The organism is Nostoc sp. JL31, assembly GCF_017114965.1.
GTDB classification, from domain to species: Bacteria; Cyanobacteriota; Cyanobacteriia; order Cyanobacteriales; family Nostocaceae; genus Nostoc; species Nostoc punctiforme_A.
In genome coordinates this window covers 190,655-204,777 of record NZ_JABXKO010000034.1, presented here as the reverse complement: position 1 = coordinate 204,777, position 14,123 = coordinate 190,655, and the positions used below count along the sequence as shown (strand labels likewise).

14 protein-coding genes are annotated in these 14,123 nt (G+C 41.4%); 8 read left to right on the top strand and 6 right to left on the bottom strand.

All coding sequences use genetic code 11. The annotated features are described in order from the left end of the window. The first annotated feature begins 278 nt into the window (after window positions 1–278). Window positions 279–3,188 (top strand): PAS domain-containing protein, encoded by a 2,910-nt coding sequence (locus HWQ43_RS07135; RefSeq protein WP_292731749.1) that lies wholly within the window; start codon window positions 279–281, stop codon window positions 3,186–3,188. Between the two features lie 135 nt (window positions 3,189–3,323). On the opposite strand, the gene HWQ43_RS07130 is transcribed toward HWQ43_RS07135, so the two are convergent. Continuing rightward, on the bottom strand, window positions 3,324–3,608 hold the full coding sequence (locus HWQ43_RS07130; RefSeq protein ID WP_292731644.1) for a hypothetical protein: 285 nt from the start codon (window positions 3,606–3,608) through the stop codon (window positions 3,324–3,326). Window positions 3,609–3,611: 3 nt separating this feature from the next. Then, complete coding sequence (locus tag HWQ43_RS07125) at window positions 3,612–5,606, bottom strand: protein phosphatase 2C domain-containing protein (protein WP_292731642.1); 1,995 nt, start codon at window positions 5,604–5,606, stop codon at window positions 3,612–3,614. Window positions 5,607–6,014: 408 nt separating this feature from the next. Between HWQ43_RS07125 and HWQ43_RS07120 the strand changes: the two genes are divergently transcribed. Together HWQ43_RS07120 and HWQ43_RS07115 are read left to right on the top strand one after the other, a co-directional pair. Continuing rightward, a complete protein-coding gene (locus HWQ43_RS07120) occupies window positions 6,015–6,449 on the top strand; it encodes an NfeD family protein (RefSeq protein ID WP_292731640.1) in 435 nt (144 codons plus the stop codon). Between the two features lie 114 nt (window positions 6,450–6,563). Then, window positions 6,564–7,571 carry an SPFH domain-containing protein gene (locus HWQ43_RS07115; protein ID WP_292731638.1) on the top strand — a complete coding sequence of 336 codons (1,008 nt, stop codon included), beginning with the start codon at window positions 6,564–6,566 and terminating at the stop codon, window positions 7,569–7,571. 530 nt (window positions 7,572–8,101) lie between these two features. On the opposite strand, the gene HWQ43_RS07110 is transcribed toward HWQ43_RS07115, so the two are convergent. After that, the gene (locus HWQ43_RS07110; protein ID WP_292731637.1) at window positions 8,102–8,338 is read right to left on the bottom strand and encodes a type II toxin-antitoxin system Phd/YefM family antitoxin; all 237 of its coding nucleotides are present in this window, start codon (window positions 8,336–8,338) and stop codon (window positions 8,102–8,104) included. Window positions 8,339–8,528: 190 nt separating this feature from the next. Beyond that, window positions 8,529–8,933 (bottom strand): Fur family transcriptional regulator, encoded by a 405-nt coding sequence (locus tag HWQ43_RS07105; RefSeq protein WP_292731636.1) that lies wholly within the window; start codon window positions 8,931–8,933, stop codon window positions 8,529–8,531. 145 nt (window positions 8,934–9,078) lie between these two features. On the opposite strand from HWQ43_RS07105, the gene purS reads away from it, so the two are divergent. The 5 genes from purS to HWQ43_RS07080 all read left to right on the top strand — a co-directional run bounded on the left by purS (window position 9,079) and on the right by HWQ43_RS07080 (window position 11,792). Further along, window positions 9,079–9,357: a phosphoribosylformylglycinamidine synthase subunit PurS gene (gene purS / locus HWQ43_RS07100; RefSeq protein WP_099102896.1), complete on the top strand. Its 279-nt coding sequence runs from the start codon at window positions 9,079–9,081 to the stop codon at window positions 9,355–9,357. 137 nt (window positions 9,358–9,494) lie between these two features. Further along, window positions 9,495–10,166, top strand: coding sequence for a phosphoribosylformylglycinamidine synthase subunit PurQ (gene purQ / locus HWQ43_RS07095; protein ID WP_292731633.1), 672 nt, complete (start codon window positions 9,495–9,497; stop codon window positions 10,164–10,166). 112 nt (window positions 10,167–10,278) lie between these two features. Further along, a complete protein-coding gene (locus tag HWQ43_RS07090; RefSeq protein ID WP_292731632.1) occupies window positions 10,279–10,497 on the top strand; it encodes a hypothetical protein in 219 nt (72 codons plus the stop codon). Between the two features lie 90 nt (window positions 10,498–10,587). Next, window positions 10,588–11,112, top strand: a complete 525-nt coding sequence (locus HWQ43_RS07085) for a DUF937 domain-containing protein (RefSeq protein WP_292731630.1) — start codon at window positions 10,588–10,590, stop codon at window positions 11,110–11,112. Window positions 11,113–11,237: 125 nt separating this feature from the next. Continuing rightward, window positions 11,238–11,792, top strand: coding sequence for a pyridoxamine 5'-phosphate oxidase family protein (locus HWQ43_RS07080; RefSeq protein WP_292731628.1), 555 nt, complete (start codon window positions 11,238–11,240; stop codon window positions 11,790–11,792). A gap of 41 nt (window positions 11,793–11,833) precedes the next feature. Here HWQ43_RS07080 and cls read toward each other — a convergent pair whose 3' ends face one another. Beyond that, window positions 11,834–13,276, bottom strand: a complete 1,443-nt coding sequence (cls, locus tag HWQ43_RS07075) for a cardiolipin synthase (protein WP_292731627.1) — start codon at window positions 13,274–13,276, stop codon at window positions 11,834–11,836. Between the two features lies 1 nt (window position 13,277). Beyond that, window positions 13,278–14,123, bottom strand: a complete 846-nt coding sequence (locus tag HWQ43_RS07070; protein ID WP_292731625.1) for an endonuclease/exonuclease/phosphatase family protein — start codon at window positions 14,121–14,123, stop codon at window positions 13,278–13,280.

Genomic DNA, 14,123 nt, shown 5'->3' with positions numbered 1-14,123 from the left:
GCTTCCCTACAAATATAAAAATAATTTGGGATAATTTATTTTTTGTCAGTCCCTAATATAATGTCCCGATTTTTCCTCATTATGTAATCTTGTAATAAATAATACAATAATTTTCTATAGCGTAATTGGCGAGGATGGAACTTTTGCCGTTACGGGGCTTGCCAACTATGATAAAGTATCAGCGATGCCTATAGCGGCAAGCTACTTAATACTGAACAATCCTTAGTATTACAAGTAATCAATACTTAGAGCAAACAAGTTGTGTTTGAAATAACGTGATGCTGGAATTTGGCAAAAGCCTTTTTACTTATGAACAGTTTATCCCCCACGGTCATTGCTATCTTTGGAAACCGGAATTATTGGGGTTGCATATTGTATCTGATAGTTTAATTGCCCTTGCTTATTATTCGATTCCCATCACGCTACTTTATTTTGTCCGCAAGCGCCAAGATTTGCCCTTCAATTGGGTATTTCTACTATTTGCAACATTTATTGTTACTTGTGGCACTACTCACCTAATGGAGATTTGGACGCTCTGGTATCCAACTTATTGGTTGAGTGGTTGCCTTAAAGCTATTACAGCCATAGTTTCACTGTACACAGCTTGTGAACTTATACCTTTAGTACCAAAAGCACTTGCTCTCCCCAGTTCTGCACAACTGGAGGCAGCCAATCGAGAACTGGAGAGGGAAATTAGTGAACGCAAACAAGCAGAACTCGCACTAAAAGAGCGGGAAGCGATGTTGCGGCGAATTAGCGATAATCTGCCCAATGGGGCAATTTATAAGGTAATTCGCGAAATTGATGGCAGCGATCGCTTTTCTTATATCAGTGCGGGGATTGAAAAACTGATGGAAGTCAGGGCAGAAGATGCACTGAAAGATGCAACTTTGATCTATCGCCAATTTATCCCAGAGGATGTACCACTCCTGTTGGCAGCAGTCGATGAATCCCTGCGGAATCTCTCGGTGTTTGATATAAAACTGCAAATCCAAACGCCCAGCGCTCGGCTTAAATGTTTACATTTTCGTTCGACGCCACGCCAGTTGCAGGATGGCCGCATGGTTTGGGATGGGCTGGTAGTGGATGTCACCGATCTCAAATTTGCTGAAGAAACACTACGCAAGAATGAAGCCTTATTAGAAGAATCTCAGCAAGTTGCTCGTCTCGGTAATTGGGAGTTTGATATTGTCACTGGCAAAATTAGCTGGTCAAAGCAACTATTCGACCTCTTAAATCGAGATCCTGCACTTCTTGAGCCGAACTACCAAGAAAATCTGCAACTGTACTGGCCAGAAGATGCAGGAAAATTAGCCCAAGCAATTGAGCGGGCAATGTCAACTGGCGAATCCTACAAACTCATTCTGCGCGCATCTCCAACTTACGAGTCTACTATTTATATTGAGGGGATTGGACATGCAGAATTCAACGCGGATGGAAAAGTAATTCGCCTCTATGGAACTGCCCAAGATGTTACAGAACGGCAAGTCGCAATCAACGAACGCAAACAAGCTGAGGAAGAACTCCAACGTAGTGAAACGCTGCTAGCTACTGCTCAAAAGATTGCCCATCTGGGCAGTTGGGAATGGTATTTAGAGTCTCAAAAACAAATTTGGTCAGCCGAAACCTTCCGCATCTTTGGTCTAAATCTTACTGAATCAGCACCGACACAGACTGCATTTCTTCAGATGCTTCACCCAGAAGACCGACCGGTGTTGCAGAGGCATCTACTACAAGCGATCGCCAACGGAAACCCTTTCAATCTTGAATATCGCATTATCCGACCTGATGGCTCATTGCGCTACCTGGAGTCGAGAGCAGAGGTAGCTTATGATACTCAAGGTAAGACTATTAGACTGTATGGAGCTATTTTAGACATTACAGAACGCAAGCAAGCAGAAATTGCTCTCAAACAAACCGAGATTCGCTACCGTGCCATTGTCGAAGATCAGACTGAACTCATTACCCGATATTTAGCAGACGGTACACTCACCTTTGTCAACCAAGCTTTTGCAGTTTATTTTGGGCGATCGGCAGAGGAATTGATCGGCAGCCGCTATGAACCGATTATCTTTGAGGAAGATCGGCAGCGAGTTGCTCAATTAATCGGTTCAATTAGTGTCGATAATCCTGTTGTGATCGTTGAGAATCGCGTCGTTGTGGCAAATCAGGTGCGTTGGACTCAGTGGCATAACCGAATGCTGTTGGACGAGCAAGGATGCTTTATCGAATTTCAATCGGTGGGACGCGATATCACAACTCTTAAGCAAATAGAAGAAAAACTTTTTCAAGAAAAAGAATTAGCTCAGGTGACGTTGCAATCGATTGGAGATGCAGTTATAACCACAGATGCCTTTAGCAGGATTCAATACCTCAATCCCATTGCAGAATCTCTGATTGGATGTACTGAAGCATCGGCACAAAGGTTGCCGTTAGTAGAAGTCTTTAGAATTGTGGATGAAATTACACGCGAACCAGTTGAGAACCCAATTGACCTAGCTTTACAGTCAAATCAAATTGTTGGTTTAACAAACAATGCCGTCTTAATTAATCAGAATAATCAAGAGATTGCAATTGAAAATTCAGCCGCGCCCATTCGCAATCGTGAGGGACAAATAATTGGCGCGGTTATGGTGTTTCATGACGTGACTCAGAACCGCAAGCTTTCGCATCAGCTATCCTGGCAGGCAACCCATGATGCTTTAACCGGATTGGTGAATCGCCAGGAGTTTGAGCGGCGGGTTGAACAAGCATTGCACTTTGCCAAGTTAGACTACCAGGTTCATGCATTGTGCTATTTGGATCTCGATAACTTCAAAATCGTCAATGATACCTGTGGTCATCTGGCTGGAGACGAATTACTGCGTCAAATGACTGCTCTATTGCCGGAGAAGATTCGGAAAACTGACACACTGGCACGGTTAGGGGGCGATGAATTTGGTATATTGCTCAATCAGTGTACGTTGGAGCAAGCTTCAAAAATTGCCCATCAGCTGCTTTTGTGTATTCAAGAGTTCCGGTTTGTTTGGCAAGAGCAGGTATTCTTAATTGGAGTAAGTATCGGCTTGGTCGGAATCGACGCAAATAGCGAGAGCCTAGCAGAGATTATCAGCACATCTGACGCAGCTTGCTATACCGCGAAGAGGCGGGGGCGCAATCGCGTATATGTTGCTGAGGCTGACGACTAGGAGCGACTGCAACAGCGCGGGGAGATGCAGTGGGCTAACCGCATTTCTCAAGCTTTGGAAAGCGATCGGTTTTGTCTCTATGCTCAACCGATTGTAGAGTCATCTGTAGTGCGATCGCTAACTTATATTGACTCACTAGCGATCGCTACTTTCTTTTCCATCACTTTGAATATACAAGCAGTTCTTGTCAACATTGCAATGTTTGGGAGAAACATTGCAATATTCCTCATCAACATTACAACATCCATAAGGAATGTTGTAATATTTCTCATCAACATTACAATAATACTTATAAATACTGTAATATTCCTCATCAACATTACGCCATCCATAAGGAGTATTGTAATATTTCTCATCAACATTACAATATTCCTTATAAATACTGCAATATTTATCATCAACATTAGAATTTTTTGGCATAACCTATTTCCCAGCCGGACACACTGACTGTACTTTTTGGGGAAGTTGCCGACACATCTGCTGGAATCCTTGAGGATTAACTTGCCACCAAGCAAATAATCCCAGACTTGTACCCCCCACAAGTAACGCCAACACTCCCCCCAGTATTACCAAACGTTTATCCCACTTCGGTTTTGTAATTAAAGTTGGTGGAATTTCTGGGTTGAGAGGTGGTTCCTCTGAAAGATCCAAATCTAAATTTAAATCTAGATCCAAATCTAGCAAAGCTTGCGAACTTTCTGTAAAAGAAGTTGGTTCTTCTAGTTCTTCTAGTTCTTCTAGTTCTTCTTCCTGTGTTTCTGCTTCTATAATCTCTTCTGGCAACGCCGGAGTCACAGGTACTAAGTATTCTGGAGAGACACGGCAATAAGTGAGAACAACCGAAGTATTATCACGTCCATTTTTTTCGTTTGCCAAGTTAATCCAGTTGCGGACAGCATCTTCAACTGTCATTTGCCCTGTTAACACTGGTATTGCGTAATCCTGCCAAGATTGCTCTACCCAGTTATTATCACTTAAACCATCAGAACAAAGTAGCAAAATGCCATCTTCTTCCACAATAAATCGCTGAACTTTGAGACGCAAAGATTCTGAATCTCTTGTTCCCAACGCTTGAGTTAAGGCACTTGCATCTGGTCTAAAAAGTGCCTTTCGATACAAGCTTTTAGCAAGGCGTACTTCTCGCGTTGCCACATCATCATCTACTGTCAGTAGCTGGCAATAATTGCGAGTAATCCAATAGGCGCGGCTATCGCCAACATTAGCCAAGTAAAGCTCATGGGTATTATTTGATTGCCACCCAGTACTTGTTTGGACTCGTTGTGGAACTTGCAACGCCATGACAATAGTTGTAGCCATGCGTTCTTTGCCCTGGCGTTTTTGTTCGTTATTGCGGGCACAAATTACATTATTTACCACCTGTAAACTTGCTTCTAATTGTTCCTGCAACAACTCAGGTTGTACAAGTGCAGTTTGTTCTGTCACCTCAGTTAATAAAGCGCGAATTTGCAACTTTACAGACTGCACTGCCATCTGACTCGCAACCTCACCGCCTTCATGTCCGCCAATGCCATCGCAAACAATCGACAAGTGGCGCAATAAAGGTTCATCTAAATCACTCAAACTATTGGGATAGCAAGCATCTTCATTTTGCGCCATCATTGGGCCAATATCTGTAGAACCTGCCACCTTCAAGACTAATGGCAATTCTGCCGCAGCTGCTAGTAATAAATTATTGAGTTGAATATTAATCGCCTCTAACTCAATCTCAGTTTCACACATCTCCTGGACAATGTTCTGTAACCCCTTAGCTACTGATGGCTTTGCAGAAGCTACCCAAAACTGCCAACACTCCCCCAGATTTTGTAAACTCAACTTTTCATCATTTGGTGTTTGGTAGAGTTCCAAAAGTCGCACACACCAACCTTCGACTCTCAAGTTGTCTATTACTAGTAAACTGTGGCTAAGTCCCAATTCTGCTAGAGGTGTCCAAAGTTGGAGAATTTGCCACAACCAATAAACTTGTCGTACTGCCGTGGCTTCCTCCCAAACCTCAACAATAGTTGGATAGATATTTCCTGTCTTATCTATCGGCGCATTTTCCAATAAGAGAATATCAGTTGTATCTTGCTCAAGATTACTAACAAATCCATAAGCCTGGGGTAGATGTAACCGCTCTTGATATAACTGTAAATAAGGAATTACTTCGGTTGGCAATTCTTCAGGTACATCTGGGGGTAGTCCCGGTTGAGTATCCAGCCAAATCTGTTGTTTAATTACCTCATACCTATCTGCTACCTTTGTGCCTGGGGGGATGTAAACAGACAATGAGCCAGTCGCCCAAAGATAGCGGTGAACTAAAGGAGTTTGGCAACTGGCACAAACGTTATCTCCCATAGGATTAATGGGGCTATTACAGCGTGGATTTATACAAAAAACTATCAGTTGAGTAGAAATCATAAAACAAGAGTCAGGAGTCAGAATTCAGGAGTCAGAATTTAGAATTGAGGAGTCAGAATTCAGGAGTTAGAATTTAGAATACTCTACCCAAAAAGGGATAGAGTTTGAGAATTGTAATATCTAATACTTGTTTTGCGCTACCGCTGCGCTATCAAACAGTCTACAGAATTTATACTGGCTCCTGAGTTCTGAATTCTTCTTGATACATAAACTTCGATTAACTTTAGCTGGCAATGAATTGAAGGCTAGAATAAACTGGACTTATGTACCGCTAGCTACACCTTGTTACTGAAATCAATCAAAATTGTTGGTATAAATACTCAGTTTTGTTTTCTGTAAATAACTTATGTCTGGCTGTATCTAATCGTAGAAATGCATTTACGTCAATGTAGAGACTAGGATGGCGCTATGCCAAGTTTTACCTTAATCTGGCTTCTGGCAGGAGCAGTTTTGTGTTTAACAGAACTGTTTTTACCATCGGCGTTTGTCGCCTTCATGATGGGAATTAGCGCTTTTGTGGTGGCGCTGCTGTCTGGAGTGGGTATGGGAAGTGCATGGTTGCAAATTGTGGTTTGGCTCTTGCTTTCCACAGTTATAATCGTACTTTCTCGTCGGTTTTTGCAACCAAGACAACGCAAATCAAAAATTCGGGATGCAGTCACAGCTGAAACCTTAACAGAAATTCTGCCTGGGAAAACAGGGCGGGTGCGGTATGAGGGAAATTCTTGGCAAGCAAGATGTGACGATGACAAATTTACCATACCACCGCATCAAAGAGTTTATGTGGTTAGGAGGGAAGGTACTACTTTGATTGTTGTACCAGAAAATTTGTTGAATTCTTAAGTATTTGTTATTTGTCATTTGTCATTTGTCAAAATTCAATAGTTTTTCTGACTCTACTTCCTCATTCACCTTCTCCACTCCGCACTCCCTTTATTAAAAATTAGGAGATTCACAATGGAACAGTTCTTTTTACTAGTATTTTTAGCTCTTGGTGGTTCTGCTGTGGCAGGTTCTGTGAAAGTCATCAATCAGGGCAATCAAGCTTTGGTTGAAAGATTGGGTAGTTATAATAAAAAACTGGAACCAGGACTAAATTTTGTTGTTCCTTTCCTAGATAAAGTTGTTTACCGAGAAACTATCAAAGAAAAAGTCTTAGATATTCCTCCTCAACAGTGCATCACCCGTGACAACGTTGGTATTGAGGTAGATGCAGTGTTTTACTGGCGCATCGTGGATATGGAAAAAGCCTGGTATAGGGTAGAAAATCTCCAGTCGGCAATGGTAAATATGGTGCTGACTCAAATTCGCGCCGAAATGGGACAACTAGAGTTGGATCAAACCTTTACTGCTCGTTCCCACATCAGTGAGCTTTTATTACAGGATTTGGATGTTGCTACCGATCCTTGGGGTGTGAAAGTGACACGGGTAGAACTGCGAGATATTATTCCGTCTCAGGCAGTGCGAGAATCGATGGAATTGCAAATGTCAGCAGAACGACGCAAACGGGCAGCAATTTTAACTTCTGAGGGTGAACGCGAAGCTGCTGTCAATAGCGCCAGAGGTAAAGCTGAGGCGCAAATATTGGATGCAGAAGCTCGTCAAAAATCGACAATTCTGCAAGCAGAAGCTGAACAAAAGTCGCTCGTTCTGAAAGCTCAAGCAGAACGTCAGCAGCAGGTTTTGAAAGCCCAAGCGATCGCAGAATCAGCAGAAATTATTGCCCAAAAACTCCAGACGAATCCCAATGCCAATAAAGCAGTGGAAGTACTGTTTGCTTTGGGCTATTTAGATATGGGCGCAACAATTGGTAGAAGCGATAGCAGCAAGGTCTTATTTATAGATCCGCGCACTATTCCTGCTGCTTTCGAGGGTATGCGTTCTGTTATCTCAAATGGTCAGATTGATTCTAACGAATTGTTTTCTAAGCAAATCCCAGGGTTAGAAAATAACCGCCCTAGTTAGAAGTAGAAATAGAGAGTGGGGACAAAGAGACAAGAAAGAAACTTGTCTCTTTGTCTGTTGCCAATGCCCAATGCCCAATGCCCAATGCCCAAAGAATAATGATAATTAACCTAGAACAGATCGTTAACGCTATTATTGCGATCGCCTAATATTTAATCTGACCTATTTGATAAAATTACAATAGCTAGTGAAAAGAATGTGATCTCTACGACGGGCTACACCTACGCACTAAGAGGATGTTTGAAAAGTGTTTGACTGTGATTTTAATTACGTTGTTACCCCCCTTAGTCCCCCCTTGTAAAGGGGGGAAACAAGAAAAGTCCCTAACCCTCCCCAATACATACGGGGAGGGTTAGGGAGGGATAAAAAAATATTTGATACATCAATCACGAAGTTTTAAAATATCCTCTAATTATTACATTCTTCTAAAGAGAAAATAATCAATTTTTGATACTTTGTAAATTAGTTTTATTTGAATAAAGCAGTTTCTGTCCAATACAAAGGAGCAATGACGCTTGTATCTATATAAATCAACGACGTTCCTCTGTACGTGCATTTATGACAGTTGTACTCAATGATTCACCCTTAATCGCAAGAGAATCACGAAATTGCTTCATACTTGCTAATTGTTCTTCTTTTTGTAGCGGAGGAACTAAACGAGCGACAGCTTTATCTTGCTCTAGCAAAATTACTTCTTCTCCCCTAGCTACTCGTTCCAAAAGAGATTTTAAATTCATAGTTGCTTCTTCAACGCTAATTCTCAACACTGCATTACTCCTGTAGTTAAGCTTGAAGATTAAAAAAAATTTCCTGCTCACACCATTTATTTATGAAAATTCATATCATTAGCAGTCTAAGCAGGCTACCTGCGGGTAGCCGATTTGCTTCTATGTTCTGGTAGCCACAGGCTTTAGTTTGTAGGAGAATAAAGTGCAACACCATATAAAATTGATATGACTATTGACCAATATCAGTACTTTGATTCGCCTGACATTGACTGCACAACCCAAAAAACTCTAGGGTGTGGTAAAAAACTTTAAACTTATGGCTTGATTCTAATTGGTTTTCTAAGTCATGAACTGGGCATTGATTAATCGGAATTGAGACACCACATTGCAAGCAAGTAAGGTGGTGTTTATCTTGCTGCGCTAGGCTATAGAGGGCTTCACCGTTAGCCAAATTCCGCACTTGTACCATGCCTTCTAGTTTTAAGGCTTCTAGAGAACGGTAAACTGTTGCTAAACCCATGCTCTGATTTGTATTACGTAGTTCTACGTAAATATCTTGGGCGGAAATGCCTTTTTTGATAGTTTTCAGCAGGTTGAAAATACGCTCTTGACTGCGGGTGCGTATAGCTCTCATAGACAATTATTTAAGTATGCCACTGTAGTTTGAAGCTGTTAGATGAGCTAATCGATCGATTAACTTTAACCGCTTCGTAATCTTATTTTCACTCAGTTGGAACAGAAAGTTATAGTATAGCGATCGCAGCATTCAGCAAAAGCCCGTGCAAACCAAGTATCTAGCCAAAATTTTCGTGACCCTTCGTCCTTCAGTTTTAGACCCCGCTGGTGTGGCAGTACAATCCGGTCTTAAGCAACTGGGATACGATAACGTTGACCAGGTGCGGATTGGCAAGTACATTGAACTCACCATCACCTCAACTGAAGAGAAAAAAGCGCGTAAAGACCTTGATACCATTTGTGACCAAATGCTATCAAATCCCGTAATTGAAAATTACCGCTTTGAATTAATTGAGGTCGAAACTCAAACTGGGGTATTTTAGGGATTGGGCATGGGGCATTGGGCATGGGGCATCAATAGTACTTCTTCTCCTGCCTCCTCTGCCTCCCCTGCCTCCCCTGCTCCCCCTGCTCCCCCTGCTCCCCCTGCTCCCCCTGCTCCTCGCTCCCCTAACTAATCATGAAATTCGGTGTTGTTGTTTTTCCCGGTTCTAATTGCGATCGCGATGTTGCTTATGTAACCAGAGATTTACTGGGGCAGCCAACTCGCATGGTTTGGCATCAAGAAACAGATATTGCTGATTTGGATGTCGTGATTATTCCTGGTGGCTTTAGTTACGGGGATTATCTGCGCTGTGGTGCGATCGCGCGTTTTTCACCTGTGATGCAGCAAGTTGTGGAACACGCCCAAAAGGGTAAGTTTGTCCTAGGTATTTGCAACGGCTTTCAGGTATTAACTGAAGCAGGACTTTTGCCAGGGGTGTTAACCAGAAACCGGGATTTACATTTTATTTGCGATCGCGTCCCGTTGAAAGTTGAACGTACTAATCTATGGACGCACGCTTATACAACTGGTGAAGTTATCACTTTGCCCATTGCCCACGGAGAGGGGCGATTCTACGCTGATACAGCCACTCTCGCAGAAATTGAAGATAACGGGCAAGTCATATTTCGCTATGAAGGGGAGAATCCCAACGGTTCACTGAACAACATTGCCGGGATTAGCGATCGCCGGGGTAATGTGTTGGGAATGATGCCGCACCCAGAAAGGGCATCAGACGCAATGCTAGGGGGTAGTGATGGCTTGAGGCTGTTTCAAGGCTTACTAGAGAAAGTAGCGGCATTAGCGTAGAGCAAATATCGGTCAAATAAGTTGAGCGTTTTGCGATCGCTGTTTGCAAGATAGATGAACATTCTTCTACAGACAGCGATTTATTTTTTTGAGTGGGAACTTTGAAGTATTTTTGACAACCAAGCCACGATGGATTAAGGGTTTAAAGCTAGCGATGCCTGCGGCGGGCTACGCTTACGCATTTCAGATTGTGGTAGAAAAACATCAGGGTAAAATTACTTGCCAATCTGAGTTAAATCGAAGCACAGAATTTGTAATTGATCGATTTCTCATCCTTGAGTTAGTAGCTTTTGAAATTTTATTCGTTCATTATGAAGCTTGCGTGTTCTAATCTTTTAGTAGACTTACAAAAGTCCGTGTACACAAAAAAACTTCCAGCCAGTTTTGGCAAGTTTTTGAGAACAAAGAGAGAAACAAACTTATGGGACTTTTCGATCAAATTCTTGGTGCTGTCGCTAATCCCAATCAACAGGGCAGCTTAGGTCAAATAGGAAGCATTGTTAATAGTGTACAGCAGTTGAGCGATCGCACAGGCGCAGATCCTTCTACCATCCAATCAGTTTTGTCAATTGTGGGTGGTCAAGTGCGTTCTGCTTTACAAGACAAACAAGCCACAGATGGTAATGAAGCCACACAAAATTTAGTTAGTCAATATGCTGGTACTTCTCCCAACCTCCAAGCCGTCAATTCGTTGTTTTCTCCTCAGATACAACAGCAAGTAGCTCAAGTTGCTGCCCAACGCACTGGGTTGGATGCTGGTATCGTTCAACAATTGCTGCCTTTGGCAGTACCTTTGGTGCTAAAGTTTTTGCAATCAGGTGCCAATGCTCAAAATCCCCAAGCTGGTGGAAATCCTGTCTTAAATTCCTTCTTGGATGCTGATGGTGATGGTGATGTCGATATTGCTGATGCCATCCAAATGGCTAGTCGATATATGAGACAGTAACAGTTTTCTCCCAACTCCCCACTCCCTTCCGATAAACCAGACATCAGTAATTATACCTTGCTAGATTTTTAGCTAAGACATAGGCTGAGAACATGATAAATTTATAAATATAAATCAGACAGTCTATGTCTAAATTATTTGACTGTATTACTGACGAACTGCAAGACTTTATTGCTGCCCAACACCTTTTCTTTGTTGGCTCTGCACCTTTGAGTCCTACAGGTCATGTTAACCTGTCTCCTAAAGGTCAGGACTGCTTTCGTATCTTGTCTCCCAACCGAGTAGCTTATGTAGACCTCACAGGTAGTGGTAACGAAACATCAGCCCATTTGCAAGAAAATGGGCGGATAACTTTCATGTTTTGTGCCTTTCAAGAACCTCCGTCTATCTTGCGTCTTTACGGTCAAGGAACCACGATTTTACCGAGTTCTCCAGAGTGGGACTCGTTGTATTCTCAGTTTTTGCCGATACCTGGAACTCGTCAAATTATCGTCGCTGACATTGAAAAAATCCAGACTTCCTGTGGTTTTGGCGTACCACTCTATGAATATCAAGGTCAGCGCCAGACTCTAGTAAACTGGGCTAGTAAAAAAGGCGAAGAGGGAGTTCGAGAATATCAACAGAAGAAAAATCTTGTCAGCATTGATGGTTTAGCGACACCACTGAGCCAATTACCCTAACTTTGCCTGATTGATTATTCTATTTATCCATATATTAGTGATTAAAGTAAAGGAGTCAGCAATCGAGAGACTCTCACAGCTAACTTGAACCAAAAAGGTTTTTTATCGTACTCATTAAGATCGACAGCAACACAGACAGCTAAATCATCCTCTAACATCTTTTTCACACTTTGGACAAACCCAGACTCGGTAACAAAACCCATAACTTCAAAATTTAGAGAAAAAGAGCGATTATCTAAGTTAACAGTTCCTACCCCTGCGAGATTCTCATCAATGACTATAACTTTCTGGTGCATAAATCCATTTTTGTAACGATACAACTTGATACCGATTTTTTCCATTTCGGTGTAGTAAGAGAAGGAACATAAATAAACAAATAAATGATCGGGTCGATTTGGTAAGAGAATTCGCACATCGACACCTCGCATTGCTGCCAGTTTTAAGGCTGACAATGTTGCCTCGTCCGGCACAAAATATGGACTAGCAATCCAGAGTTGAGTTTGAGCTTGATTAATTAGTTCAACGAAAAAAAGCTTACAAGCTGGCAGATGATCTGCCGGGCCTGTAGGAAGTATGAATACAGTTTGATTTGTTTCCCGATTAATTTTTACCTGCCAGTTAACTTCGATAAGTTTTCGAGTTGCCCAATACCAATCTCGTACAAAGGAGTTTTGTAGGCTTTGTACACTTGGGCCGTCAAGCATGATATGAGTGTCGCGCCAGGGACTCAAGCGAGGATTTTTTCCTAAATATTCATCACCAATATTTAGTCCACCTACAAATGCGATTTCTCCATCCACCACCAAAATTTTTCGATGATTGCGAAAATTAAACTGGAACCGATTACCCTGACCTTTAGTGGTGTTAAATGCACTCACTGCAATTCCATGCTGTTGTAGAGATTGGATATAAGGGCGAGATAGTTTCTTGGAACCAATTTCATCGTAGAGAAAGTAGATACTTATTCCTTGCTTGGCTTTAGCAATCAACGCTTCTTTAAACTCATTACCTGATTCGTCATCGTTAACAGTATAGAATTGAAACAAAATATAATTTGTCGCCGATGCAATCTTTTTCAGCATCGCTTCATAGGTTTGCTGACCATTAATCAGTAATTCGGCAGCATTCCCTGATGTGAAAGAAATGTCTGTAAAAGCCTCCGCTAAGGGTTGCAACTGGACTAGATTATCTGGTGGTGCAACCTGAAATTTAATCAGTTCGCTATAAGTCGAATGAAAAAGCTTATAGTGTTGTGCATAGACTGAGCGCAGTGTTTCAGCATATCCATGAAATTTAGTTCTTCCTAAAATCCAATACAATGGAATCGCTAGCCAGGGAAAGGTAATTAGAGAAATGCTCCAGGCAATTGCCCCTTGAGAAGAACGCACATTCATCACTGCATGGGCTGCATGTATAACTCCCACGACATGAACAACAACTGTAGCTGTGCTAAAAATAGCGAGAACACCAGCATCTACAAGCATCTTAATTTTTTCGAGTATTGGTATAAGTAAATTCTGCCAGCAATGGCTTATGATCGGATGAACAAATTTGGTCTAGCACCTTAGCACTGGCTTTCTTCACACTGATATCTCGATAAAAGATATGATCTAAAGGGGGTGACAACAGGAAGCGTTTAATTTTCTCCTTCTCATCAGGTGCGAAAATTACAGGCTTTAATCCTAATTGAGTTGTTACTTGATTGAGAATAACTGCTCTTTTTCGACTCCAAGTATTGAAATCTCCTGAAAATATTAGTGGCCCCCGATGCATAGATAAGGCTTGCTCTAATTCATTTAGTTGGATTTTAAATTTATTTAAATCTACAAAATTGATCAGATGAGTATTGATTGTCATGAGAGTTATGCTTTGCTCAGATAGCAGATACTCAGTGATTAAAGAAATCTTAGGAGTTTTAACAATCGGTTCATAATGTTTAGTAGTTATAACTTTTTTGGTAATTGGGTTGATTGTCGAGGCTGTAAAGATTCCTGAATAAGTTTGATGATGAATATCTACGAAATTAGGAGCAAAACTCCAATTCATTTTCAACCATTTTGCCCATTCGTCTGCCTCTAACTTTAAAGAGAACTCTTGTAAAAATATGAGGTTTGGTTGATAAGTTGCAATTATTTGTGAAAAATCTTCTAGCCAAGTGTTATTATAGTTTTGTTTAGCAATATTCCAACTAAGAACTTTAATTGATTGACTATTAATTTCTGTTTGAATGGAATTATTTTTATCAATTGTGAGTTCTTGTAAACGAAAAAATCTATAACCCGGAACAAATTTCGTAACTAGAGTGTTTACGTGTTCTTGAATATTAGGCAT

Excerpts from the sequence above, each read along its gene's own strand:
- HWQ43_RS07135 (WP_292731749.1), top strand. The coding sequence starts at position 279 with ATGCTGGAATTTGGCAAAAGCCTTTTTACTTATGAACAGTTTATCCCC.
- HWQ43_RS07130 (WP_292731644.1), bottom strand. The coding sequence starts at position 3,608 with ATGCCAAAAAATTCTAATGTTGATGATAAATATTGCAGTATTTATAAG.
- HWQ43_RS07125 (WP_292731642.1), bottom strand. The coding sequence starts at position 5,606 with ATGATTTCTACTCAACTGATAGTTTTTTGTATAAATCCACGCTGTAAT.
- HWQ43_RS07120 (WP_292731640.1), top strand. The coding sequence starts at position 6,015 with ATGCCAAGTTTTACCTTAATCTGGCTTCTGGCAGGAGCAGTTTTGTGT.
- HWQ43_RS07115 (WP_292731638.1), top strand. The coding sequence starts at position 6,564 with ATGGAACAGTTCTTTTTACTAGTATTTTTAGCTCTTGGTGGTTCTGCT.
- HWQ43_RS07105 (WP_292731636.1), bottom strand. The coding sequence starts at position 8,933 with ATGAGAGCTATACGCACCCGCAGTCAAGAGCGTATTTTCAACCTGCTG.
- purQ (WP_292731633.1), top strand. The coding sequence starts at position 9,495 with ATGAAATTCGGTGTTGTTGTTTTTCCCGGTTCTAATTGCGATCGCGAT.
- HWQ43_RS07085 (WP_292731630.1), top strand. The coding sequence starts at position 10,588 with ATGGGACTTTTCGATCAAATTCTTGGTGCTGTCGCTAATCCCAATCAA.
- HWQ43_RS07080 (WP_292731628.1), top strand. The coding sequence starts at position 11,238 with ATGTCTAAATTATTTGACTGTATTACTGACGAACTGCAAGACTTTATT.
- cls (WP_292731627.1), bottom strand. The coding sequence starts at position 13,276 with ATGCTTGTAGATGCTGGTGTTCTCGCTATTTTTAGCACAGCTACAGTT.
- HWQ43_RS07070 (WP_292731625.1), bottom strand. The coding sequence starts at position 14,123 with ATGCCTAATATTCAAGAACACGTAAACACTCTAGTTACGAAATTTGTT.